Here is a 23,738-nt window from a genome sequence, read left to right as displayed (position 1 = left end):
ACAGGACCCACAGAAATGAAGCGTATTTTCGAAGTCTACCGCTACGATCCGGACAAGGATGCAGCGCCGCGCATGCAGACCTACGAGGTCGAGCTGGACGGCCACGAGCGCATGCTGCTGGACGCGCTGGTGAAGCTGAAGAAGCTGGACGAGACCATCTCGTTCCGCCGTTCGTGCCGCGAAGGCGTGTGCGGCTCGGACGCGATGAACATCAACGGCAAGAACGGCCTGGCGTGCCTGACCAACATGCGCGAGCTGCCGGACCGCATCGTGCTGCGTCCGCTGCCCGGCCTGCCGGTGGTGCGCGACCTGATCGTCGACATGACGAACTTCTTCAAGCAGTACAACTCGATCAAGCCGTTCCTGATCAACGACGAGCCGCCGCCCGAGAAAGAGCGCCTGCAGTCGCCGGAAGAGCGTGACGAGCTGGATGGCCTGTACGAGTGCATTCTGTGCGCCAGCTGCTCGACCTCGTGCCCGTCGTTCTGGTGGAATCCGGACAAGTTCGTCGGCCCGGCCGGCCTGCTGCAGGCTTACCGCTTTATCGCGGACAGCCGCGACCAGGCCACCAGCGAGCGTCTGGACAACCTGAACGACCCGTACCGCCTGTTCCGCTGCCACAGCATCATGAACTGCGTCGACGTGTGCCCGAAGGGTCTGAACCCGACCAAGGCCATCGGCAAGATCAAGGAGCTGATGGTCCGCCGCGCGGTGTGATCCAGCGGCTGTCCAAGTAGTAAGCGGCGCGTCAGCCAGAGCGGCTATATCTGGCGGGCGCGCCGAAAGTAGGAAGCCATGACTGAGAGTCCTGCCACCACCTTCTCCCATCAGGCCGATCCGCACAAGCGCGCCCGGTTGCGCTGGCGTGCCCGCCGCGGTCTGCTGGAGAACGACATCATCGTCGAACGTTTCTTCAACCGTTACGAGGAGAGCCTGTCCGACGAGGATGTGGCTGCGCTGAGCCAGCTGTTCGAGCTCAGCGACAACGAGTTGATGGACCTGCTCCTTGCGCGCAAGGAACTGGACGGTGAGCTCGACACGCCCCCGATGCAGCGAGTCATCGCCCTGCTGCGTACGGTCTGAGTTTTGGTCAACATTATTATTCACAGCATTTGAAGGATCCGACATGACGCCGTCCGATGTGAAAGCCACGCTATCGTTCTCCGATGGTTCCCCCAGCGTTGAGCTGCCGATCTACAAGGGTACGGTTGGCCCGGACGTGATCGACATTCGCAAGCTGTACGGACAAACCGGTAAGTTCACCTACGACCCCGGTTTCATGTCGACGGCTTCGTGCAATTCCAAGATCACCTATATCGACGGCGACAAGGGCGAGCTGCTGTACCGCGGCTACCCGATCGAGCAGCTGGCGCAGAAGTGCGACCACCTCGAGACCTGCTACCTGCTGCTGAAGGGCGAGCTGCCCAACGCCAAGCAGAAGGAAGAATTCGTCGGCCATGTGATGAACCACACCATGGTCCACGAGCAGATGCAGTTCTTCATGCGCGGCTTCCGCCGCGATGCACACCCGATGGCCGTGCTGACCGGCATGGTCGGCGCCATGAGCGCGTTCTACCACGACGCCATGGACATCGACGATCCGCACCAGCGCGAGATCTCGGCCATCCGCCTGATCGCCAAGATGCCGACACTGGTGGCGATGGCGTACAAGTACAACATCGGCCAGCCGTACATCTACCCGCAGAACGACCTGTCCTACTCGGGCAACTTCATGCGCATGATGTTCGCCACGCCGTGCGCCCCGTACACCGTGAACCCGGTGCTGGAGCGTGCGCTGGACCGCATCTTCATCCTGCACGCCGACCACGAGCAGAACGCGTCGACCTCGACCGTGCGCCTGGCCGGTTCGTCGGGCACCAACCCGTTCGCGGCGATCGCCGCGGGCGTGGCCTGCCTGTGGGGCCCGGCCCACGGCGGCGCCAACGAAGCCGCGCTGAAGATGCTGGAAGAAATCGGCAGCGTCGACAACATCAACGAGTTCATCAAGCAGGTCAAGGACAAGAACTCAGGCGTGCGCCTGATGGGCTTCGGCCACCGCGTGTACAAGAACTACGATCCGCGCGCCAAGCTGATGCGCGAAACCTGCCATGAAGTGCTGAACGAGCTGGGCCTGCACAACGACCCGCTGTTCAAGCTGGCCATGGAGCTGGAAAAGATCGCGCTGGAAGACGAGTACTTCGTCAGCCGCAAGCTGTACCCGAACGTCGACTTCTACTCGGGCATCGTGCAGCGCGCGCTGGGCATCCCGACCTCGCTGTTCACCTGCATCTTCGCGCTGGCCCGCACCCCGGGCTGGATCTCGCAGTGGGAAGAGATGATCACCGATCCGGAATACAAGATCGGCCGTCCGCGCCAGCTGTTCGTCGGCGCCGCCACCCGCGACGTGCCGGAAGTGGCCAAGCGCTAAGCTGTCCCGCGCGCTGCGCAGTGCAGCAATTCCAGACGCCCCGGCCCCGCCGGGGCGTTTGTCTTTGTGGGCCGGGCGCGGTTGTGCAGCGCGGCGCCGGCAAGGGCAGAAAATTGCACCCCGAATGGTCCCGGGCGCAATTCGTGGAGGATTGTGTCGCGTTTTCCCAAATCGGTTCCGCATAAATTGTGCGATAGTCGCGTGCGGCAGGAAATTTGACCCTATAATGCGGGCTGCTTTGCCGACGGCAGCCGGGCCACCCTTCCGGCATGCGGTGCGGCAAGCGGGGCAGGCGAATCGCTTGCGCAATAGAGAACGCATCAACGTTGTCTTTCCGAACCTTGGTCCCCATACCTCAGCGGGACTGACACTTGCCGGGCCCCGCATACGCTGTCTCTTCCTTGCAGGCCCGACTTCCGCGTCTCGGGTGCCGCTTCTGCAAATCCCGATCCCAGTCGTCCGCGGGTGTTGTTCGATTGCGCAGGTCATGCCGTTTCTGCCCGGATGACCCAAACATAAATCGAGGAGCTCCTGATGACGCTGTCCCGTCTTTCCACCATTTCGCTGGCTGCCATGCTGGCTACCTTTGGCGCCGCCGCCAACGCCGAAACCGTGAAGATCGCCATTGCCGGCCCGATGAGCGGTTCGGTGGCGCAGTATGGCGACATGGTCAAGGCCGGTGCGCTGACCGCCGTCGAACAGATCAATGCAGCCGGCGGCGCCGGCGGCAACAAGTTCGAGGTGGTGCTGATGGACGACGCCTGCGAGCCCAAGCAGGCCGTGGCGGTGGCCAACAAGATCGTCAGCCAGAACATCAAGTACGTGATCGGCCACGTGTGCTCGGGCTCGACCATCCCGGCCTCGGACATCTACGAAAACGAAGGCATCGTGATGGTTACGCCGTCGGCCACCGCGCCGCAGCTGACCGAGACCAAGAAGCGCAACTTCATCTTCCGCACCATCGGCCGCGACGACCAGCAGGGCCCGGCCGCCGCGCAATACATCATCGGCAAGGTCAAGCCGAAGAAGGTCGCGGTGCTGCACGACAAGCAGTCGTACGGCCAGGGCATCGCCAGCTCGGTGAAGAAGGACCTGGAAGCCGCCAAGATTCCGGTGGCCGTGTTCGAAGGCATCAACGCCGGCGACTCGGACTACTCGGCCGTGATCACCAAGCTCAAGTCGCAGGGCGTGGACTTCGTCTACTTCGGCGGCTACCACCCGGAAATGGGCCTGCTGCTGCGCCAGGCGCGCGAGCAGGGCGTGAAGGCCACCTTCATGGGTCCCGAGGGCGTGGGCAACAAGGACGTGACCGCGATCGCCGGCCCGTCGTCGGAAGGCATGCTGGTGACGCTGCCGGCCGACTTCTCGGCCGATCCGGCCAACGCCGGCCTGGTCAAGGCCTTTGCCGACAAGAAGCGCGACGCCAACGGTCCGTTCCAGATGCCGGCCTATGCCGCGGTCAAGATCATCGGCGACGCCATCGCCGGCGCCAAGAGCACCGATCCCACCAAGGTCGCGGCGTACATGCACAAGAACGCCTTCACCACCCCCATCGGCAAGGTCGAGTACGACGCCAAGGGCGACCTGAAGTCCTTCAAGTTCGTGGTCTACACCTGGCACAAGGACGCCAGCAAGACCGCCGCGAACTGAGGCGCTTGCTCTCCCGACGGGTGGCTCCCCTCTCCCGCTTGCGGGAGAGGGGCAGGGGGTGAGGGCAGGCGGGTCAAAGGCTGAGGCCGGCGGGTTAAAACCGTTGGCCCCGCTTGATGTGGCTCCCCGCTAGCCCACCCCTCACCCCGGCCCTCTCCCCATGAGGGGAGAGGGAGAACACCTTGCTTTGGCAAGTTCGAATGGTTTGGGCGCACCCCGCCTGGGCCAGTTCCGGCGCCTACGAGGCTTCCCCAATGAATGAATTCCTTCCACAGTTCACCCAGCAGCTGGTCAACGGCCTGACGCTGGGTGCGATCTATGCGCTGATCGCCATCGGCTACACAATGGTCTACGGCATCATCGGCATGATCAATTTCGCGCACGGCGAGATTTACATGATCGGCGCCTATGTCGGCCTGGTCACGCTCACCGCCATCGGCGCCCAGGCAGGCTACCCGCTGCCGCTGGTGCTCGGCGCCGCCTTGCTGGTGTCGGTGCTGGTCACCGGCGTCTACGGCTATGCGGTCGAGCGGGTGGCATACCGCCCCTTGCGCGGCGGGCCGCGGCTGGTGCCGCTGATCTCGGCCATCGGCATGTCGATCTTCCTGCAGAACTATGTCCAGATCGGGCAGGGCGCGCGCGATGTGTCGGTGCCGGTGCTGATCTCGGGCGCCATCGAGTTCCAGATGGGCGGCGACTTCACCGTGACGGTGCCGTACTCGCGCCTGCTGATCGTCGGCGTGACGCTGGCGCTGATGGTGGCGCTGACGCTGTTTATCGGCCGCTCGCGCATGGGCCGCGCCTGCCGCGCCTGCGCCGAGGACATGCGCATGGCCAACCTGCTGGGCATCGACACCAACAAGGTGATCTCGTTCACCTTCGTGCTGGGCGCGATGCTGGCGGCGGTGGGCGGCGTGCTGATCGGGCTGACCATCGGCAAGCTCAATCCCTTCATCGGCTTCATTGCCGGCATCAAGGCCTTTACCGCGGCGGTGCTGGGCGGCATCGGCAGCATCCCGGGCGCGATGCTCGGCGGCGTGCTGCTGGGCCTGGCGGAAACCTTCGCCTCGGGCTACATGCCGGCCGAATACAAGGACGTGGTCGCTTTCAGCCTGCTGGTGCTGGTGCTGCTGTTCCGTCCGACTGGGCTGCTGGGCAAGCCCGATGTCGAAAAGGTCTGAGGGGAGGGTGAGACCATGACCAACAACGTTTCCGCAATGCCGGCGGCAAAGGCCGCCGCGCGCGGCGCCACGCCGGGCCAGTCGCTCAAGAACGCGATCACGGCGGCGGTGGTGACCGCCATCCTGACCATTCCCATCCTTGGCCTGCAGCTCAAGCTGGAAGGCTACAAGGTGGTGCTGGAACCGCACTGGCGGCCGGTGTGGCTGGCCGTGGCGGCGGTGTTCCTGTTCCAGCTGTTCAAGCCGGTGCTGTCGCGCGCCGGCAGCGCGGTGCGCCTGCCGGCGCTGCCGCAGCTGGGTGCGCAACAGCAGCGCGTGGCGGTGTGGGTGCTGCTGGCGGTGGGGCTGGTGTGGCCGTTCTTCGGCTCGCGCGGCGCCGTCGACGTGGCCACGCTGGCGCTGATCTACGTGATCCTGGGCCTCGGCCTCAACATCGTGGTGGGCTATGCCGGCCTGCTCGACCTGGGCTATGTCGGTTTCTATGCGGTGGGCGGCTACACCTACGCGCTGCTGAACCAGTACTTCGGCCTGAGCTTCTGGGAATGCCTGCCGATCGCGGCGGCGCTGTCGGCGGGCTTCGGTTTCCTGCTCGGCTTCCCGGTGCTGCGGCTGCGCGGCGACTACCTGGCGATCGTCACGCTCGGTTTTGGCGAGATCATCCGCTTGCTGCTGAACAACCTGACCAGCCTGACCGGCGGCCCGGACGGCGTCTCGGGCATTCCCAAGCCCAGCGTGTTCGGCTTCGAGATGGCGCGCAGCGCCAGCGTCGAGGGCACGCGCACCTTCCACGAGCTGATCGGCCTGGACTACGCCAGCCAGCACATGGTGATCTTCCTCTACCTGATCGCGCTGCTGCTGGTCGGCTTCACGCTGTTCGTCACCAGCCGCCTGATCCGCATGCCGATGGGCCGCGCCTGGGAAGCGCTGCGCGAGGATGAGATCGCGTGCCGCTCGCTGGGCCTGAACCCGACCCGCATCAAGCTGTCGGCGTTCACGCTGGGGGCATCGTTCGCCGGCCTGGGCGGCGCGTTCTTCGCCGCGCGCCAGGGCCTGGTCAATCCGGAATCGTTCACCTTTATCGAATCGGCGCTGGTGCTGGCCGTGGTGGTGCTGGGCGGCATGGGCTCGCAGCTGGGCGTGATCCTGGCGGCGATCCTGCTGACGGTGCTGCCCGAAGTGGCGCGCGGCTTTGCCGAATACCGCATGCTGATCTTCGGCCTGGTGATGGTGCTGATGATGATGTGGCGTCCGCAGGGCCTGCTGCCCGCGAGCCGCCCGCACGTGGAGCTGCCCCGATGAATGCGCCAATGAATGCTTCGATCAATACATCGGCCGAACTGCTGCGGGTGTCGGGCCTGCAGATGCGCTTCGGCGGCCTGCTGGCCGTCGACGGCATCGACTTCGATGTGCGCAAGGACGAGGTCTTCGCCATCATCGGCCCGAACGGCGCCGGCAAGACCACGGTGTTCAACTGCGTCGGCGGCTTCTACAAGCCGACCGCGGGCGACGTCACGCTCGATGGCCATGCCATCGCCGGCCTGCCCAGCCACATGGTGGCGCGCAAGGGGCTGGTGCGCACGTTCCAGAACATCCGCCTGTTCAAGAACCTGACCGTGGTCGAGAACCTGATGGTGGCGCAACACCTGCAGGTGCAGTCCGGCATCCTGCGCGGGCTGTTCGCGACCCCGGCCTACCGCCGCGCCGAGCGCGAGGCGCTGCAGCGCGCCGCGCAGTGGCTGGAGCGCATGGGCCTGACCAGCGTCGCCAACCGCGAGGCGGGCACGCTCTCGTACGGCCACCAGCGCCGGCTCGAGATCGCGCGCTGCATGATCACCCGGCCGCGCCTGCTGATGCTGGACGAGCCCGCCGCCGGCCTGAACCCCCAGGAAAAGCTCGAGCTGTCGCAGTTGATCGACCAGTTGCGCAAGGAGTTCGGCATTGCCGTGCTGCTGATCGAGCACGACATGAGCCTGGTGATGGGCGTGTCCGACCGCATCCTGGTGATGGAGCACGGCAAGCCGATCGTGATCGGCAAGCCCGATGAAGTGCGCAACGACCCGCGCGTGATCAAGGCCTACCTGGGAGAGGACTGATGCTGAAGCTGGAACAGGTCCATACCCACTATGGCGCCGTCGAGGCGCTGTCGGGCGTATCGATCGAAGTCAACAAGGGGGAGATCGTCACCCTGATCGGCAGCAACGGCGCCGGCAAGACGACGCTGATGATGACCGTGTGCGGCACGCCGCGCGCCTCGAGCGGGCGCGTGCTGTTCGAAGGGCAGGACATCACCCATCGCTCGACCCACGAGATCATGCGCCTTGGCATGGCGATCTCGCCCGAGGGCCGGCGCGTGTTCCCGAGCCTGACGGTGCTGGAAAACCTGAAGATGGGCGCGTTCTTCGCCAGGCGCGATGAAATTGAGGCGGGCATCGAGCACGTGTTCAAGCTGTTCCCCCGCCTGAACCAGCGCGCCGGCCAGCGCGCCGGCACCATGTCGGGCGGCGAGCAGCAGATGCTGGCGATCGGCCGCGCGCTGATGAGCCGGCCGCGCCTGCTGCTGCTGGACGAGCCCACGCTCGGCCTGGCGCCGCTGATCATCGCGCAGATCTTCGACATCATCCGCACCATTCGTGACGAGGGCGTCACCGTGTTCCTGGTCGAGCAGAACGCCAACAAGGCGCTGCAGGTGGCGGACCGGGGCTATGTGCTGGAGACCGGCAAGGTGGTGCTGGCGGATAGCGGCGCAAACTTGCTGGCCAACGACCGGATCAAGGCCGCCTACCTCGGCGGCTGACGAAGCCGCCCAAAACGCAAAAGAGGAGAGCGGTTTTGGGTGCTCCCAAGCCGCCCGGGCTAGCCCAAGCAAGGTGTTCTCCCTCTCCCCTCATGGGGAGAGGGCCGGGGTGAGGGGTGGGCTAGCTAGGTACCAAACTGAGCGAAGCCTTCGGTTTTAACCCACGGGCGTCAGCCTTTGAAGCGCCGGCCCTCACCCCCGGCCCCTCTCCCGCCACGCGGGAGAGGGGAGCTTGCTGCCGGCTTCTGAAGCCATCAAGTCGGCCTTTTCGCCATCCGCGAAATCCCCCTTTCGCCAATCACATTACATTTCCACCCCGACCCGGCCCGGCCCGGGGCCTGAGCGGTGGCATAATCGATTGCCAAGTCAAGCATCGCAGCAACGCTTGAAATAACGCTCGCTTCAGGCGGCTTCCGGCGCGATCTTCATCATCGCGGTCCGGCTCGTCACCGCGACCGAAGCGGACAACCACCCCTGCAAACTACTGCGCGGTCCCCGCGGTCCGGCCTGCCAAGGCGCGGTCAGCGGTCCCGCCATCGCATCATGGCCAAGACGCTCTACGACAAACTCTGGGATGACCACACCGTCCACGTCGAGGAAGACGGCACCACGCTGCTCTATATCGACCGCCACCTGCTGCATGAAGTGACCAGCCCGCAGGCGTTCGAGGGCCTGAAGCTGGCAGAGCGTCCGGTGTGGCGCATCAGCGCCAACCTGGCGGTGTCGGACCACAACGTGCCGACCACCGACCGCAGCCAGGGCATTGCCGATCCGGTGTCGAAGCTGCAGGTCGATACGCTCGATGCCAACTGCGACAGCTACGGCATTACCCAGTTCAAGATGAACGACCACCGCCAGGGCATCGTGCACGTGATCGGGCCGGAGCAGGGCGCGACGCTGCCGGGCATGACCGTGGTGTGCGGCGACTCGCATACCAGCACCCACGGCGCCTTCGGCGCGCTGGCGCACGGCATCGGCACCTCGGAAGTCGAGCACGTGCTGGCCACGCAGACGCTGCTGGGCAAGAAGGCGAAGAACATGCTGGTCCGGGTGGAAGGCAAGCTGCCGCGCGGCTGCACCGCCAAGGACATCGTGCTGGCCGTGATCGGCAAGATCGGCACCGCCGGCGGCACCGGCTACACCATCGAGTTTGCCGGCTCGGCCATCCGCGACCTGACCATGGAAGGCCGCATGACGGTCTGCAATATGGCGATCGAGGCCGGTGCGCGCGCCGGCCTGGTGGCGGTCGACGATGTCACGCTCGAATACGTCAAGGGCCGTCCGTACGCGCCGCAGGGCGTGGAGTGGGAGCAGGCGGTTAGCTACTGGCGCACGCTGCATTCGGATCCCGGTGCGCATTTCGACCAGGTGGTCGAGCTGCGCGCCGAAGACGTGCGCCCGCAGGTGACCTGGGGTACCTCGCCGGAAATGGTGATCAGCATCGAAGACCGCGTGCCGGACCCGGACAAGGAAAAGGACCCGAACAAGCGCAACGCGATGGAGCGCGCGCTGGAATACATGGGCCTGCAGCCCAACGTGCCGGTCGAAAGCATCAGCATCGACAAGGTCTTCATCGGTTCCTGCACCAACAGCCGCATCGAAGACATGCGCGCCGCCGCGTGGGTGGTGCAGAAGCTGGGCCGCAAGGTTGCATCGAACGTCAAGCTGGCGATGGTGGTGCCGGGCTCGGGCCTGGTCAAGGAACAGGCCGAGCGCGAAGGCCTGGACCAGATCTTCAAGGCCGCCGGCTTTGAATGGCGCGAGCCGGGCTGCTCGATGTGCCTGGCGATGAATGCCGACCGCCTCGATGCCGGCGAGCGCTGCGCCTCGACGTCGAACCGCAACTTCGAAGGCCGCCAGGGCGCGGGCGGGCGCACCCACCTGGTCAGCCCGGCGATGGCCGCGGCCGCTGCCATCGAGGGCCACTTCGTCGATATCCGCAAGCTGGGCTGAACCAGCAAGGAAAGAGCACCATGGAAAAGTTCACCGTACACAACGGCCTGGTCGCGCCGCTCGACCGCGAGAACGTCGATACCGACGCCATCATCCCGAAGCAGTTCCTGAAGTCGATCAAGCGCACCGGCTTCGGTCCCAACCTGTTCGACGAGTGGCGCTACAAGGATGTGGGCGAGCCCGGCATGGACAACAGCAAGCGTCCGCTGAACCCGGACTTCGTGCTGAACCAGCCGCGCTACCAGGGCGCGTCGATCCTGCTGGCACGCCGCAACTTCGGCTGCGGCAGCTCGCGCGAGCACGCGCCGTGGGCGCTGACGCAGTACGGCTTCCGCGCCGTGATCGCGCCCAGCTTCGCCGACATCTTCTTCAACAACTGCTACAAGAACGGGCTGCTGCCGGTGGTGCTGAGCGAGCAGCAGGTCGAGCACCTGTTCAACGAGACCAACGCGTTCAACGGCTACCAGCTCACCATCGACCTCGACAAGCAGGTGGTGCTGACGCCGTCGGGACAGGGCTACGAGTTCGACATCGCCCCGTTCCGCAAGTACTGCATGCTGAACGGCTTCGACGATATCGGCCTGACCCTGCGCCATGCCGACAAGATCAAGGCCTTCGAGGCCGAGCGCGTGGCAAAGATGCCGTGGCTGAACAACCGCCTGGTCGGATAAGGCTCTACGAGGAAAGACAACAATGAAGATCGCAGTCCTGCCGGGTGACGGCATCGGTCCCGAAATCGTTGCAGAGGCCGTCAAGGTCCTGAACGCGCTCGACGAGAAGTTCGAACTGGAAACCGCGCCGGTGGGCGGCGCCGGCTACGAGGCCGAAGGCCATCCGCTGCCGGAGAACACGCTCAAGCTGGCCAAGGAGGCCGACGCCATCCTGTTCGGCGCCGTCGGCGACTGGAAGTACGACAGCCTGGAGCGCGCGCTGCGCCCCGAGCAGGCCATCCTGGGCCTGCGCAAGCACCTGCAGCTGTTCGCCAACTTCCGCCCGGCGATCTGCTATCCGGAACTGACCGGCGCCTCGAGCCTGAAGCCCGAACTGGTGGCCGGCCTCGACATCCTGATCGTGCGCGAACTGAACGGCGACATCTACTTCGGCCAGCCGCGCGGCCTGCGCGAAGCGCCGGACGGCCTGTTCCAGGGCGCGCGCGAAGCCTTCGACACCATGCGCTACAGCGAGCCGGAAATCCGCCGCATCGCGCATGTGGCGTTCCAGGCCGCGGCCAAGCGCGGCAAGAAGCTGTGCAGCGTCGACAAGGCCAACGTGCTCGAGACCTTCCAGTTCTGGAAGGACATCGTGATCGACGTCAGCAAGGAATATCCGGAGGTCGAGCTGTCGCACATGTACGTCGACAACGCCGCCATGCAACTGGTCAAGGCGCCCAAGAGCTTCGACGTGATCGTCACCGGCAATATGTTCGGCGACATCCTGTCGGACGAGGCCGCGATGCTGACCGGCTCGATCGGCATGCTGCCGTCGGCGTCGCTCGATGCCAACAACAAGGGCCTGTACGAGCCCTCGCACGGCTCGGCGCCGGACATCGCCGGCAAGGGCATCGCCAATCCGCTGGCCACTATCCTGTCGGCGGCGATGATGCTGCGCTACTCGCTGAACAAGGCCGAGCAGGCCGACCGCATCGAGAACGCCGTCAAGAAGGTGCTGGCCCAGGGCTACCGCACCGGCGATATCCTGACGCCGGGCTGCAAGCAGGTGGGCACCAGCGAGATGGGTGAGGCTGTGCTGGCGGCACTGTAAGTCACACGCAAGCCACGCGCAAAAAGGGCACCGCAATCGCGGTGCCCCGCGTTTTATTTGTCCCCAATTTGCACGCTGCGGCAGCGCCGCAAAATCGTGTAGACTCTGCCGATGGCCCGATTTTCCCAGTCCACCCTGACTGCTGTTGTCGCCCTGACCGCTACCCGCGGCCCGGTTGGCACGATTTCGCTCGGCCAGACCGCAACGACGATTAAAACCATTATTAAAACCGCGATCGCCTAGATCCGTTCGTCGTGCCTGCCCGTCTTCCCCGCGCAGCCACGCCGGGCGAGGAAAATGGCGGGGAAGTAAAAATCACATCCGAGGTAAATCATGATTGTAGGTCTCGTCGGTTGGCGGGGAATGGTCGGCAGCGTCCTGATGCAGCGCATGCAGGAAGAGCGTGATTTCGACCATATCGAGCCCGTCTTCTTCAGCACGTCCAACGCCGGCGGCAAGGCGCCCGCCATGGCCAAGAACGAAACCACGCTCAAGGATGCCAACGACATCGAGGCACTGAAGAAGTGCGACGTGGTGCTGACCGCCCAGGGCGGCGACTACACCAACGAGGTCTTCCCCAAGCTGCGCGCGGCGGGCTGGAAGGGCTACTGGATCGACGCGGCGTCGTCGCTGCGGATGAAGGACGATGCCATCATCGTGCTCGATCCGGTCAACCAGGGTGTGATCAAGGATGCGCTGTCCAAGGGCGTCAAGAATTTCATCGGCGGCAACTGCACCGTCAGCTGCATGCTGATGGGCCTGGGCGGCCTGTTCCAGGCCGACCTGATCGAGTGGATGACCTCGATGACGTACCAGGCGGCTTCGGGCGGCGGCGCGCAGCACATGCGCGAACTGCTGACCCAGTTCGGCACGCTCAACGCCTCGGTCAAGCCGCTGCTGGACAACCCGGCGTCGGCCATCCTGGAAATCGACCGCCAGATCCTGTCGACCCAGCACGGCCTGTCGGCTGAGGAAACCAAGCAGTTCGGCGTGCCGCTGGCCGGCAACCTGATCCCCTGGATCGACAAGGACCTGGGCAACGGGCAGTCCAAGGAAGAGTGGAAGGGCGGCGCCGAGACCAACAAGATCCTGGGCCGCGGCGAGGGCTTCCTGGGTGCGACCGGCGCCACGCCGATCGCCGTCGACGGCCTGTGCGTGCGCATCGGCGCGATGCGCTGCCACTCGCAGGCGCTGACCATCAAGCTGCGCAAGGATGTGCCGCTGGACGAGATCGAAGGCATGCTCGCCGCGCACAACCCGTGGGCCAAGGTGGTGCCGAATACGCGCGAAGCCAGCATGACCGGCCTGACCCCCGCGGCCGTGACCGGCACGCTGACCATCCCGGTCGGCCGCCTGCGCAAGATGCAGATGGGCGGCGAGTACCTGTCGGCCTTCACCGTCGGCGACCAGCTGCTGTGGGGCGCGGCCGAGCCGCTGCGCCGCATGCTGCGTATCCTGATCGAGTCCTGATCGCAGGCCGCCGCCTGTGGCCTGGTTGCGCCCGTTGCAGCCAGGCAACAGATTGCAGCGCTTTGCTTACGACGCCGCGCCCACGCGCGGCGTTGTTGTATCCGGGCGCCTATTTTGCTGGGCGATGCGTCACAATACGCCGGCATGCGCCCCGGGCCCGCAGGGACGGGCGCCTGCGCGCAGGCTGGCAAAGGGGCCGTTCAGAATGCCCCGCCGGCCGGGCGGACCTGGTGTATGGGGTTGGTTTGTCGGGGTCGGTTTGTCGATTCAAATCGCTACTAAAACATAACGGAGCACAAGGTGAGTGTGAGCCAACATCGCCGGAAAGATGCGCCTACTGCCCGTCAGCGCTGGTCAACGCTGGCCGTCACGGCACTCGGCCTGCTGCTTGCGCAGCCGGCCGCGTATGCCGCGGGGTTCGGGCAATTGCGGGTTCAGTCGAATCTGGGGCAGCCGCTGCAGGCTGAGATCGACATCAGCGGGGTCACCTCCGAAGAAGCGGCGGGGCTCAGCGTCAGGCTGGCGCCGCCGGGCGCCTATGCCGCGGCCGGGCTGACCTATCTGCCAAGCGTCGGCAACCTGCGCCTGGAACTGGAGCGCCGCGCCAACGGCAGCTACGTGGCACGGGTCCGTTCCAGCCAGCCGATCAGCGAGCCCTTCGTCGATATCCTGGTCGACATGAGCTGGGCCAGCGGCAAGGTCTCGCGCGCCTACACCTTCCTGCTCGACCCCGCCGGGGCCAGGGCATCCAGCCAGACTTTCTCGCCGGCACCGGTGGTGCAGGCCGCCACGCCCGACGCACCGGCCGCGCCGGCACCTGCCGCCGCGCCACCCGCGCCGGCGCAGCAGGCCGCGCCCAGCGCCGATGTGGAGCCGGCCCGGCCGGCCGCACCGGCCCGTCCCTCGCGCCAGAGCGCCCGGCGCGCCGCGGCGACGCCGGCCGCAGGCACCGACATGGCCCCCGGCGGCGGCTATACCGTGCAGCGCGGCGACACGCTCTATGGCATCGCCGGCGAAGCCGTGCAGGGCCAGGAATCGGTCTCGCTGGACCAGATGCTGGTGGCGCTCTACCGCAACAATCCCAACGCCTTTATCGGCGGCAACATGAACCGGCTGCGTAGCGGCGCGGTGCTGCAGGTGCCGACCCAGCAGCAGGCGCAGGCGGTCACGCCCAGGGCGGCGCGCCGCGAAGTGGTGGCGCGCACGCAGGGCTTCGACGCCTACCGCAGCCGGCTGGCCAGCGCCGCCGCGGCCAAATCGGTCGAGCCCGACAGCGGCCGCCAGCAGTCCGGCAACGTGACCGCGCGCGTGCAGGAGCAGGCGGCGCCGAGCGACGGCCCGCGCGATGAACTGAAGCTGAGCAAGGCCGCGCGTGGCGCGCAGGCCGACGCCGCGGCCAAGGCCGAAGCCGAGGTCGCGCGCGAGCGCCAGCTGAAGGAAGCCGAGGCGCGCCTGGCGCAGCTGCAAAAGAATGTCGGCGACATGCAGAAGCTGCTCGAGCTGAAGAACGCCGAGATCGCCAAGCTCAACCAGGCCAACCAATCCGCGCTGGCCGACAAGGAAAAGGCCGCCGCCGCCGCCAGGGCGGCTGCCGCCGCGCCTGCCGTGGTGCCGGCCGAGCCGCCCAAGGCCGACGCCGTGGGGGCGACCGCCGCGGCCGCTGCCACCGCTGCCGCGATCGCGAATGCGGCAAGCACGCCTGCCGCGCCGGCGGCCGGCGCCAGTGCCGCGGCCGCCGTGGCGCCGGCGGCAGCCTCCGCCGTGGCCGCGGTCCCCGCGTCGCAGCCTGGCGCCGACGTGGCCGCCAACGCGACGCAGGGTGCCGCATCGACGCCTGCGGCCAAGCCTGTGCCGCCGGTGGTGGCGCAGCCCGAGCCGGTGCCCGAGCCGTCGTTCCTCGATGGCCTGCTGGCCAACCCCATGCTGCTGCCGGGCGGCGGCCTGGTGGTGGCGCTGCTGGGCGTGTACGCCATCTATCGCCGCCGCCAGAAGCAGAAGGAGGGCGAGGCCACCGGCTTCGGCGACAGCATCCTGTCGCAGGAAAGCACCGTCATGGCCGGCGCCAACTCGCTGTTCGGCACCGCCGGTGGCCAGAGCGTCGACACCTCGCAGCACAGCGTGTTCGGCGCCGACTTCCGCATCGGCAACAACACCCCGGAAGCCAACGAAGTCGACCCGATCGCCGAGGCCGAGGTCTATATCGCCTACGGGCGCGATGTGCAGGCAGAGGAAATCCTGCGCGAAGCCCTGGAGAAACACCCGGAGCAGCAGCCGGTACGGCTCAAGCTCCTGGAGATTTACAGCAACAGACAGGATGTGGAAGGGTTCCGCGTGATTGCAGAGGAAATGTTCGCCCAGACCGGCGGACACGGAGCGGAATGGCTGAAGGCCGCGGAAATGGGGCGCGCGCTGGAGCCCGGCAACGCGCTGTTCATGGTGGTGACGCCGGAGGCTGCGGGCCCCGACACGGCATCGCCGGCGACCGACCAGTGGCGCACGCAGGATCCGTCGCAGAATCCCGCCTCGATCGCGCGGCTGGAGCCGTCGCTGGGTGACCTGTCGCTGCCGCTGGATGCCTTCCCGGCACCGGCTGCCGGTGACCCCATCGTCGCGCCGGCCTCGGCGGCGATGGTGTTCGACGCCGAGACGCCGCAGCCAGGCGAGGCGGTGCGCCTCGACATGGGCCTGCCGGGCGCCGATCCGCTCGCCGACGACGACGTGCCGACCCTCGACACGCCGACCCGCGGCCGCCCGCTGGAGTTCGACATGTCCGGGCTGTCGCTGGACCTGGGCAGCGCGCCGCAAGGCAATGTCGCCGTCCCCGCCGCGCTCGACGAGGCCTCGGTGCCGCTTCCCGCCACCACCATGCTGCGCGACGGCAAGCTGGCCGAGCCGATCGACCTGTCGCGGGTAGCGCCCGACACCGCCGGCGGCCTGGGCCAGAGCGTGTCGCCGAGCACGCTGTCGACCGACGGCATGGACGGCGGGCGCGACATGCAGATCAAGCTGGACCTGGCGCGCGCCTATATCGAGATCGGCGACAAGGAAGGGGCGCGCGAACTGCTTCAGGAAGTGGTCGAGCAGTCGCAGGACCCGTTGCAGGCCGAGGCCCGCTCGCTGCTGCTGGAAGTGGCCTGAGCTATCATTGGCGGTCCGGCCGCGGCACGCGCTGCCGCGGCCCGAAGCGATGCGCCGGAAGCGTCCCTTCCGGCGCATTTGCGTTTTCGGCGCGCATAACTGGCGCACATAGCCGGCACACATAGCCGGCGCGCCGCCATGCTTTTTCCCCTGACATGAACCGCATCGCCCTTGGCCTGCACTACGACGGCGCCGCCTTTTCCGGGTGGCAGTCGCAGCCGCACCGCAATACCGTCCAGGACCACCTCGAAGACGCCATCGAGCGCTTTGCCGGCGTGCGCCTGCCGACCACGGTGGCGGGGCGCACCGATACCGGCGTGCACGCGCTGGGCCAGGTGATCCACCTGGATACCGAACTGGCGCGCGAGCCTTTTTCCTGGGTGCGCGGCGTCAACGCCTTCCTGCCGCCGTCGATCGCACTGCAGTGGGCGCTGCCGGTCGACGATGGCTTCCATGCCCGCTTCCTGGCGTACGAGCGCATGTATTACTACGCGCTCTACACCGGTCCGCACCGGGTGCCGCTGGTGCATGGCCGCGCCGGCTACCAGATGCTGCCGCCGGGGCAACGGCTCGACGTGGACGCCATGCGCGAGGCCGCGGCGCACCTGATCGGCGAGCACGACTTTTCCGCGTTCCGCGCCGCCGAATGCCAGGCCAGGTCGCCGGTCAAGACCATGTACGACGTCACCATCCGCGACGACGGCAACTGGGTGTTCCTGCGCTTCCGCGCCAGCGCCTTCCTGCACCACATGGTGCGCAACCTGATGGGCTGCCTGGTGGCGGTGGGGCGCGGGCGCTACCCGCCGCAGTGGCTGGCGCAGGTGCTGGCCGGACGCGACCGCAAGCTGGCGGCGCCGACCTTCATGCCGGATGGCCTCTACCTGGTCGGGGTCAAGTATCCTGATGCTTACCCGATCCCCGCGGCCGACCCGTCCGCGAGCCTGTTCCATGGAGTGTTCGATGACGCAGCCTGAGGGCAGTGCGGCGCACCTGCCGCAGCGAACCCGCATCAAGATCTGCGGCCTGACCCGCGAGGACGACGTGCGCGCCGCCGTCGACGCCGGCGCGGACGCGATCGGGCTGGTGTTCTACCCGAAGAGCCCGCGCTTCGTCGACGTGGCAAAAGCCGCGGCGCTGGCCGAGGCCGCCGGGCCGTTCGTCACGGTGACGGGCCTGTTCGTCAACGCCGATCTCGAAGACATCGCCCACGTCGCCGAGCGGGTGCCGCTGACGCTGCTGCAGCTGCACGGCGACGAAACCCCGCAGTTCTGCACCCAGGCCGCCCAGCGCTGCGCGTTGCCGTTCCTGCGCGCTGCCCGTGTCCGCGCGGGCCTCGATTTGGTAGAATTCGCCGATCAATACCGTGATGCCGCTGCCTTGCTGCTCGATGCCTTCGTCGAAGGCTATGGCGGTGGCGGCCACGTCTTCGACTGGACCCTGATTCCTCCGGCATGGCTTCCGCCCAATCCCCCGGTTATGGCAACCGGCAACCCGAACGCAAGCGGCGCTCCTCGCATCGTTTTGAGTGGTGGGTTGAACGCGCAAAACGTCGCTGGCGCGATTGAACGCGTGCGCCCCTACGCCGTCGATGTCAGCAGCGGGGTAGAGGCCGCCAGGGGCGTGAAGGACCACGCCCGCATTGCCGAGTTCGTGCGCGCTGTCCGCAGCGCCAGCGCAGGATGAGCCGGGTCGAAGCCCGATCCCTTCCGCACACCGCGCCCGCCGCTCCCGAGCGGGCATCGCGCACCCAGTCAACCAGGCGAGCCCTGCCGAGCGAGGCAAGGCCGCTGTTCCGAAGAGCCTAGACATGTACGACCTGCCCGATTCCCGCGGCCATTTCGGCCCCTATGGCGGCACCTTCGTGTCCGAAACGCTGGTGCACGCGCTCGATGAGCTGCGCGACGCCTATGCGCACTACCAGAAGGATCCCGAGTTCGACGCCGAATTCCGCCGCGAGCTGAAGCACTTCGTCGGCCGCCCGTCGCCGATCTACCACGCGCAGCGCTGGAGCGAGACGCTCGGCGGCGCGCAGATCTACTTCAAGCGCGAGGACCTGAACCACACCGGCGCGCACAAGATCAACAACGTCATCGGCCAGGCGCTGCTGGCCAGGCGCATGGGCAAGCCGCGCGTGATCGCCGAGACCGGGGCAGGGCAGCACGGCGTGGCCACCGCCACCATCGCCGCACGCTTCGGCATGGAGTGCGTGGTGTATATGGGCGCCGAGGACGTCAAGCGCCAGGCCGCCAACGTCTACCGCATGAAGCTGCTGGGCGCGACCGTGGTGCCGGTGGAAAGCGGCTCGCGCACGCTCAAGGACGCGCTCAACGAAGCCATGCGCGACTGGGTCACCAACGTCGAGAACACCTTCTACATCATCGGCACCGTGGCCGGCCCGCACCCGTACCCGATGATGGTGCGCGACTTCCAGTGCGTGATCGGCGAGGAAGCCAAGGTGCAGATGCCCGAAATGACCGGGCGCCAGCCGGACGCGGTGATCGCCTGTGTCGGCGGCGGCTCCAATGCCATGGGCATCTTCTACCCGTATATCGAGCACAACGATGTGCAGCTGATCGGCGTCGAAGCCGCCGGCGACGGGCTCGACACCGGCCGCCACGCAGCCTCGCTGACCGGCGGCACGCCGGGCGTGCTGCACGGCAACCGCACCTACCTGCTGCAGGACGACAACGGCCAGATCATCGAGACCCATTCGGTGTCGGCCGGCCTGGACTACCCGGGCGTCGGTCCCGAGCATGCCTGGCTCAAGGACAGTGGCCGCGCGCAGTATGTGCCGGTCACCGACGAGGAAGCGCTCAAGGCCTTCCACGACTGCTGCCGCATCGAGGGCATCATCCCGGCGCTGGAATCGAGCCATGCCATCGCCTATGCCTGCAAGCTGGCGCCGACGCTGCCCAAGGACAAGCTGCTGCTGGTGAACCTGTCCGGCCGCGGCGACAAGGACATGCATACCGTCGCCGAGCGCGCGGGGCTCAAGCTCTGATGCGCGCGCTGCCTCCGACCGGACTTGCCGTGGGCGGCGCCGGCGCGCCGGATGCTGCCGGCGCGCCCGACTCCGCCCCCCTGCGCCTGTTCCAGGAAGACATGTTCGACGGCATTGCGCGCCTGCCGGACGGCTCGGTCGACCTGATCGTCGCCGATCCGCCGTACGGGCTGGGCAAGGACTACGGCAACGATTCCGACCTGCTGTCGGGCCAGGCCTACCTGGACTGGTCCGAGCGCTGGATGGACGCGGTGGTGCCCAAGCTCGCGCCCAGGGGCACGCTCTACCTGTTCTGCACGTGGCAGTACTCGCCGGAGCTGTTCGTGATGCTGAAGCGGCGCCTGACCATGATCAACGAGATCATCTGGGATCGCCGCGTGCCCAGCATGGGCGGCACCACGCGCAAGTTCTCGTCGGTGCACGACAACATCGGCTTCTTTGCCAGGGCGCGCGATTACTACTTCGATCTCGACCCGGTGCGCATCCCGTACGACCCCGAAACCAAGAAGGCGCGCAGCCGGCCGCGTTTCGAGGGCAAGAAGTGGCTGGAGGTGGGCTACAACCCGAAGGACCTGTGGAGCGTTTCGCGCATCCACCGCCAGGACCCGGAGCGCGCCAACCACCCGACGCAGAAGCCGCTGGAGATCGTCGAGCGCATGGTGCTGTCGAGCTGCCCGCCCGGGGGGCTGGTGCTGGATCCGTTCGCCGGCAGCGGCACCACCGCGGTGGCCTGCCTGCGCCACGGCCGGCGCTTTGTCGGCTACGAGATCAACCCCGAGTACGTGCAGGTGGCGTGCGGGCGCGTGGCTGCGGCCGCCGAGGCCATGCCCGCGCTCGAGCCCGATGGTGCCGCAAGCCTCGCCACCCCAACCCTGGCCGCCGCCAACGACGATGTCTCGCCGGCGCCGCGGCCTCACCTGATTCCCTGAATATGTCCCGTATCCAGAAGACGTTCGCGGCGCTGGCCGCGCAGCAGAAGAAGGGCCTGATTCCGTTTATCACCGCCGGCGATCCCGAGCCCGGCCTGACCGTGGCGCTGATGCACGCGCTGGTGGCGGGCGGCGCCGACGTGATCGAGCTGGGCGTGCCGTTCTCCGACCCGATGGCCGACGGCCCGGTGATCCAGCGCGCCTCCGAACGCGCGCTGGCGCAGGGCGTGTCGCTCACGCAGGTGCTGCAGTGGGTGCGCGAATTCCGCCAGACCAATGCGGACACGCCGGTGGTGCTGATGGGCTACGCCAACCCGATCGAGCGCATGGGCGAGGCGGCCTTCGCCCAGGCCGCCAGCGCGGCCGGCGTCGACGGCGTGCTGGTGGTCGACTATCCGCCCGAGGAGTGCGAGTCGTTCGCCGGGCTGATGCGCGACCACGACATGGACCCGATCTTCCTGCTGGCGCCGACCTCGACCGATGCGCGCATCGAGGCGGTGGCGCGCGTCGCCAGCGGCTACCTGTACTACGTCTCGCTCAAGGGCGTGACCGGCTCGGCCGCGATCGACCTCGACAGCGTGGCGGCGCGCCTGCCGCTGATCAAGCAGCACGCCAACCTGCCGGTGGGGGTGGGCTTCGGCATCCGCGACGCGCAGACCGCGCGCGCGATCGGCAGCGTGGCCGATGCCGTGGTGATCGGCAGCCGGCTGGTGCAGTTGCTGGAAGACACCCCGCGCGAGCAGGCGGTGGCGGCGCTGCAATCGTTCATCGCCGAAATTCGCCAGGCGCTCGACGCCTGAAGTGATTCATTGCTGGCCTGGGGCGACGTGAGGCGTGCTTTATCGTGCGCAATCCGCGCGTTGCGCTTCGAGCTCACCGGGCCGGCATGGTAAATTCGCGGGTTGATTCCCTGCCTTCCGCCAACCGGCGCCCCGACCACGGGCCTGCCGGCGGAGCGCAGTCATCCGAAAGGAGCTTTCATGAGCTGGTTGGATAAACTCCTGCCCCCCAAGATTCAACAGACCGACCCCAGCACCCGCAAGGGCATCCCCGAGGGGTTGTGGGTCAAGTGCCCGTCGTGCGAGTCCACCCTGTACCGGACCGACGTCGAGGCCAACCTGCACGTCTGCCCCAAGTGCGACCACCATATGCGCATCAGCGCGCGCGCGCGCCTGGATGCGCTGCTCGACGCCGAAGGCCGCTACGAGATCGGCCAGGAGATCGTGCCGGTCGACGCGCTCAAGTTCAAGGATTCCAAGAAGTACCCGGACCGCATCAAGGCCGCCATGGACGAGACCGGCGAGACCGATGCCATGGTGGTGATGGGCGGTGCCATCCACACCATCCCGGTGGTGGCGAGCTGCTTCGAGTTCGAGTTCATGGGCGGCTCGATGGGCTCGGTGGTGGGCGAGCGCTTCGTGCGCGGCGCGCAGGCCGCGCTCGAGCAGAAGGTGCCGTTCATCTGCTTTACCGCGACCGGCGGCGCGCGCATGCAGGAAAGCCTGCTGTCGCTGCTGCAGATGGCCAAGACCACCGCGATGCTGAACCAGCTGAGCGCGGCCAAGCTGCCGTTCATCAGCGTGCTGACCGACCCGACCATGGGCGGCGTGTCGGCCTCGTTCGCCTTCCTGGGCGACGTGGTGATCGCCGAGCCCAAGGCGCTGATCGGCTTCGCCGGCCCGCGCGTGATCGAGCAGACCGTGCGCGAGAAGCTGCCGGAAGGCTTCCAGCGCTCGGAATTCCTGCTGACCAAGGGCGCCGTCGACATGATCGTCGACCGCCGCAAGATGCGCGCCGAACTGGCGCAACTGCTGGCGCTGCTGCAAAAGCAGCCGGCCGACGCGGTGGCATAACGCCGCCCATAATGCCGCCCATAACGCGGTACCGAAGGCGCGGGTGGTTGACGCGCCTTTCGCCTTTTCTGGACGGGCGCGGCGCTGCCCCTTGACTTTGCGCCCGCCTGCCCGAATCTGGTAGCAAACGCTTCCAACGCTTCCCTCGCACACCCGAAATGCCTGTCTTCCACACGCTCCCCGAATGGCTCGCCCATCTCGAAACCGCCCACCCCGTGGGCATCGACATGGGCCTGACGCGCATCACGCGCGTGAAGGAAGCCCTCGGGCTGCGCATCGACGCCGCGGTCTTCACCGTGGGCGGCACAAACGGCAAGGGCTCGACCTGCGCCATGCTCGAGCGCATCCTGCTGGAAGCCGGCTACAAGGTGGGCTGCCATACCTCGCCGCACCTGATCTCGTTCAACGAGCGCGCGCGCCTGAACGGCGAGATCGCCACCGACGCGCAGCTGCTGCCGCACTTCGAGGCGGTCGAGCATGCGCGCAACAGCTTTGCCGACCCGGTCAGCCTGACCTACTTCGAGTTCACCACGCTGGCGATCCTCCATTTCTTCGCCGCGTCCGGGCTAGACGCGATCGTCCTTGAAGTCGGACTGGGCGGCCGCCTCGATGCCACCAATGTGATCGATACCGACTGCGCCATCATCACCAGCGTCGACATCGACCATACACAGTACCTGGGCAACACCCGCGAGGAAATCGGCTTCGAGAAGGCCGGCATCTTCCGCCCGGGCGTGCCGGCGATCTGCGGCGACCCGGTGCCGCCCAAGTCGCTGCTGGCGCACGCCGAAGCGGTCGGCGCCGAACTGTGGCTGGTGGGGCGCGACTACCATTTCCAGGCCGCCAAGGGCCAGGAGCGCCAGCAATGGGACTGGAGCGGCGGCGGGCGCAAGCTCAACGGCCTGGGCTACCCGGCACTGCGCGGCGCCAACCAGCTGCTGAACGCGTCGGCGGCGCTGGCGGCGCTGCAGGCGCTGCGCGAACGCCTGCCGGTGAGCGCGCAGGAAGTGCGCAACGGCCTGGCCTTCGTCGAGCTGCCGGGCCGGTTCCAGGTGCTGCCGGGCCGTCCGGCCGTGATCCTCGACGTGGCGCACAATCCGCATGCGGCGGCGACGCTGGGGCAGAACCTCGAGAACATGGGCTTCTTCCGCTACACCTACGCGGTGTTCGGCGCGATGCAGGACAAGGACATCGCCGGCGTGCTGCAGCATGTGGCCGACAAGGTCGACCACTGGTGCCTGTGCGACCTGCCCACCGAACGCGCGGCCAGCGCCGCGGACCTGCTCGGCAAGCTCGAGGCAGGGGGCTTCCAGCCCGGCCCGGATGCGACCGCGGCCTGCTTTTCCAGCCCCGAGGCGGCTTTCCGCGACGCCATCGAGCGTGCCACCGAGAATGATAGAATTCTGGTCTTCGGATCGTTCTATACCGTCGCCGGCGTGATGGCCTACCGTGCCACGCAGGCTAACTGAAGCGGGCGTGCCGGCGCGCACCGTGCTGGCAACCCCGGCGGCCTTGGCCGATCACTGAGCGGCAAACGCAACGAGCGGCCTACCGGGCCTTATCACCGCGTATCACCGAAC

21 protein-coding genes are annotated in these 23,738 nt (G+C 67.1%); all 21 read left to right on the top strand.

Annotated features, from left to right (window positions below):
- Positions 1 to 15 precede the first annotated feature (15 nt).
- The 21 genes from A2G96_RS16380 (at position 16) to folC (ending at position 23,627) form a co-directional block, all read left to right on the top strand.
- Positions 16 to 717: a succinate dehydrogenase iron-sulfur subunit gene (locus A2G96_RS16380; protein ID WP_011298473.1), complete on the top strand. Its 702-nt coding sequence runs from the start codon at positions 16 to 18 to the stop codon at positions 715 to 717.
- A 78-nt stretch (positions 718 to 795) separates the two neighbouring features.
- A complete protein-coding gene (locus A2G96_RS16375) occupies positions 796 to 1,083 on the top strand; it encodes an FAD assembly factor SdhE (protein WP_012353370.1) in 288 nt (95 codons plus the stop codon).
- A 43-nt stretch (positions 1,084 to 1,126) separates the two neighbouring features.
- Positions 1,127 to 2,428, top strand: a complete 1,302-nt coding sequence (gltA, locus tag A2G96_RS16370) for a citrate synthase (protein ID WP_062800983.1) — start codon at positions 1,127 to 1,129, stop codon at positions 2,426 to 2,428.
- Between the two features lie 534 nt (positions 2,429 to 2,962).
- Positions 2,963 to 4,078, top strand: a complete 1,116-nt coding sequence (locus A2G96_RS16365) for a branched-chain amino acid ABC transporter substrate-binding protein (protein WP_062800981.1) — start codon at positions 2,963 to 2,965, stop codon at positions 4,076 to 4,078.
- A gap of 254 nt (positions 4,079 to 4,332) precedes the next feature.
- On the top strand, positions 4,333 to 5,259 hold the full coding sequence (livH, locus tag A2G96_RS16360) for a high-affinity branched-chain amino acid ABC transporter permease LivH (RefSeq protein ID WP_018005204.1): 927 nt from the start codon (positions 4,333 to 4,335) through the stop codon (positions 5,257 to 5,259).
- Between the two features lie 36 nt (positions 5,260 to 5,295).
- Positions 5,296 to 6,558, top strand: a complete 1,263-nt coding sequence (locus tag A2G96_RS16355; RefSeq protein ID WP_062802216.1) for a high-affinity branched-chain amino acid ABC transporter permease LivM — start codon at positions 5,296 to 5,298, stop codon at positions 6,556 to 6,558.
- A gap of 20 nt (positions 6,559 to 6,578) precedes the next feature.
- On the top strand, positions 6,579 to 7,352 hold the full coding sequence (livG, locus tag A2G96_RS16350) for a high-affinity branched-chain amino acid ABC transporter ATP-binding protein LivG (protein WP_062802217.1): 774 nt from the start codon (positions 6,579 to 6,581) through the stop codon (positions 7,350 to 7,352).
- On the top strand, positions 7,352 to 8,053 hold the full coding sequence (locus A2G96_RS16345; protein ID WP_062800979.1) for an ABC transporter ATP-binding protein: 702 nt from the start codon (positions 7,352 to 7,354) through the stop codon (positions 8,051 to 8,053). Before livG ends, A2G96_RS16345 begins: the two co-directional genes overlap by 1 nt.
- 543 nt (positions 8,054 to 8,596) lie before the next feature.
- Positions 8,597 to 10,006 carry a 3-isopropylmalate dehydratase large subunit gene (leuC, locus tag A2G96_RS16340; protein ID WP_062800976.1) on the top strand — a complete coding sequence of 470 codons (1,410 nt, stop codon included), beginning with the start codon at positions 8,597 to 8,599 and terminating at the stop codon, positions 10,004 to 10,006.
- Positions 10,007 to 10,026: 20 nt separating this feature from the next.
- Positions 10,027 to 10,677 carry a 3-isopropylmalate dehydratase small subunit gene (leuD, locus tag A2G96_RS16335; protein ID WP_062800974.1) on the top strand — a complete coding sequence of 217 codons (651 nt, stop codon included), beginning with the start codon at positions 10,027 to 10,029 and terminating at the stop codon, positions 10,675 to 10,677.
- Between the two features lie 22 nt (positions 10,678 to 10,699).
- On the top strand, positions 10,700 to 11,767 hold the full coding sequence (leuB, locus tag A2G96_RS16330) for a 3-isopropylmalate dehydrogenase (RefSeq protein WP_062800971.1): 1,068 nt from the start codon (positions 10,700 to 10,702) through the stop codon (positions 11,765 to 11,767).
- Positions 11,768 to 11,878: 111 nt separating this feature from the next.
- Positions 11,879 to 12,010 carry a hypothetical protein gene (locus tag A2G96_RS34275; RefSeq protein ID WP_012353360.1) on the top strand — a complete coding sequence of 44 codons (132 nt, stop codon included), beginning with the start codon at positions 11,879 to 11,881 and terminating at the stop codon, positions 12,008 to 12,010.
- A gap of 90 nt (positions 12,011 to 12,100) precedes the next feature.
- Positions 12,101 to 13,237: an aspartate-semialdehyde dehydrogenase gene (gene asd, locus A2G96_RS16325; protein WP_062800968.1), complete on the top strand. Its 1,137-nt coding sequence runs from the start codon at positions 12,101 to 12,103 to the stop codon at positions 13,235 to 13,237.
- A 300-nt stretch (positions 13,238 to 13,537) separates the two neighbouring features.
- A complete protein-coding gene (locus A2G96_RS16320; protein ID WP_062800966.1) occupies positions 13,538 to 16,375 on the top strand; it encodes a motility hub landmark protein FimV in 2,838 nt (945 codons plus the stop codon).
- 155 nt (positions 16,376 to 16,530) lie between these two features.
- A complete protein-coding gene (truA, locus tag A2G96_RS16315; protein WP_062800964.1) occupies positions 16,531 to 17,349 on the top strand; it encodes a tRNA pseudouridine(38-40) synthase TruA in 819 nt (272 codons plus the stop codon).
- Positions 17,336 to 18,058, top strand: coding sequence for a phosphoribosylanthranilate isomerase (locus A2G96_RS16310; protein ID WP_062800962.1), 723 nt, complete (start codon positions 17,336 to 17,338; stop codon positions 18,056 to 18,058). Before truA ends, A2G96_RS16310 begins: the two co-directional genes overlap by 14 nt.
- A gap of 124 nt (positions 18,059 to 18,182) precedes the next feature.
- Entirely contained in the window at positions 18,183 to 19,376 is a 1,194-nt protein-coding gene (gene trpB / locus A2G96_RS16305) for a tryptophan synthase subunit beta (protein ID WP_062800960.1), read from the top strand.
- Positions 19,376 to 20,305 carry a DNA-methyltransferase gene (locus tag A2G96_RS16300; RefSeq protein WP_062800958.1) on the top strand — a complete coding sequence of 310 codons (930 nt, stop codon included), beginning with the start codon at positions 19,376 to 19,378 and terminating at the stop codon, positions 20,303 to 20,305. Before trpB ends, A2G96_RS16300 begins: the two co-directional genes overlap by 1 nt.
- 2 nt (positions 20,306 to 20,307) lie before the next feature.
- Positions 20,308 to 21,105 (top strand): tryptophan synthase subunit alpha, encoded by a 798-nt coding sequence (gene trpA / locus A2G96_RS16295; RefSeq protein WP_062800956.1) that lies wholly within the window; start codon positions 20,308 to 20,310, stop codon positions 21,103 to 21,105.
- A gap of 180 nt (positions 21,106 to 21,285) precedes the next feature.
- Positions 21,286 to 22,158, top strand: a complete 873-nt coding sequence (gene accD / locus A2G96_RS16290) for an acetyl-CoA carboxylase, carboxyltransferase subunit beta (RefSeq protein WP_062800953.1) — start codon at positions 21,286 to 21,288, stop codon at positions 22,156 to 22,158.
- Positions 22,159 to 22,316: 158 nt separating this feature from the next.
- Complete coding sequence (gene folC / locus A2G96_RS16285; RefSeq protein ID WP_062800951.1) at positions 22,317 to 23,627, top strand: bifunctional tetrahydrofolate synthase/dihydrofolate synthase; 1,311 nt, start codon at positions 22,317 to 22,319, stop codon at positions 23,625 to 23,627.
- Positions 23,628 to 23,738: the final 111 nt, after the last annotated feature.

Origin of the sequence: Cupriavidus nantongensis (assembly GCF_001598055.1) — a bacterium.
Taxonomy (GTDB): Bacteria; Pseudomonadota; Gammaproteobacteria; order Burkholderiales; family Burkholderiaceae; genus Cupriavidus; species Cupriavidus nantongensis.
Note: the sequence above shows the minus strand (reverse complement) of the source record. Positions and strands in the feature narration are given on the sequence as shown.

Bases quoted from the DNA above. Each gene is read 5' to 3' on its own strand.
- A2G96_RS16380 (WP_011298473.1), top strand. From the start codon at position 16: ATGAAGCGTATTTTCGAAGTCTACCGCTACGATCCGGACAAGGATGCA.
- A2G96_RS16375 (WP_012353370.1), top strand. From the start codon at position 796: ATGACTGAGAGTCCTGCCACCACCTTCTCCCATCAGGCCGATCCGCAC.
- gltA (WP_062800983.1), top strand. From the start codon at position 1,127: ATGACGCCGTCCGATGTGAAAGCCACGCTATCGTTCTCCGATGGTTCC.
- A2G96_RS16365 (WP_062800981.1), top strand. From the start codon at position 2,963: ATGACGCTGTCCCGTCTTTCCACCATTTCGCTGGCTGCCATGCTGGCT.
- livH (WP_018005204.1), top strand. From the start codon at position 4,333: ATGAATGAATTCCTTCCACAGTTCACCCAGCAGCTGGTCAACGGCCTG.
- A2G96_RS16355 (WP_062802216.1), top strand. From the start codon at position 5,296: ATGCCGGCGGCAAAGGCCGCCGCGCGCGGCGCCACGCCGGGCCAGTCG.
- A2G96_RS16345 (WP_062800979.1), top strand. From the start codon at position 7,352: ATGCTGAAGCTGGAACAGGTCCATACCCACTATGGCGCCGTCGAGGCG.
- leuC (WP_062800976.1), top strand. From the start codon at position 8,597: ATGGCCAAGACGCTCTACGACAAACTCTGGGATGACCACACCGTCCAC.
- leuD (WP_062800974.1), top strand. From the start codon at position 10,027: ATGGAAAAGTTCACCGTACACAACGGCCTGGTCGCGCCGCTCGACCGC.
- leuB (WP_062800971.1), top strand. From the start codon at position 10,700: ATGAAGATCGCAGTCCTGCCGGGTGACGGCATCGGTCCCGAAATCGTT.
- A2G96_RS34275 (WP_012353360.1), top strand. From the start codon at position 11,879: ATGGCCCGATTTTCCCAGTCCACCCTGACTGCTGTTGTCGCCCTGACC.
- asd (WP_062800968.1), top strand. From the start codon at position 12,101: ATGATTGTAGGTCTCGTCGGTTGGCGGGGAATGGTCGGCAGCGTCCTG.
- truA (WP_062800964.1), top strand. From the start codon at position 16,531: ATGAACCGCATCGCCCTTGGCCTGCACTACGACGGCGCCGCCTTTTCC.
- A2G96_RS16310 (WP_062800962.1), top strand. From the start codon at position 17,336: ATGACGCAGCCTGAGGGCAGTGCGGCGCACCTGCCGCAGCGAACCCGC.
- trpB (WP_062800960.1), top strand. From the start codon at position 18,183: ATGTACGACCTGCCCGATTCCCGCGGCCATTTCGGCCCCTATGGCGGC.
- A2G96_RS16300 (WP_062800958.1), top strand. From the start codon at position 19,376: ATGCGCGCGCTGCCTCCGACCGGACTTGCCGTGGGCGGCGCCGGCGCG.
- trpA (WP_062800956.1), top strand. From the start codon at position 20,308: ATGTCCCGTATCCAGAAGACGTTCGCGGCGCTGGCCGCGCAGCAGAAG.
- accD (WP_062800953.1), top strand. From the start codon at position 21,286: ATGAGCTGGTTGGATAAACTCCTGCCCCCCAAGATTCAACAGACCGAC.
- folC (WP_062800951.1), top strand. From the start codon at position 22,317: ATGCCTGTCTTCCACACGCTCCCCGAATGGCTCGCCCATCTCGAAACC.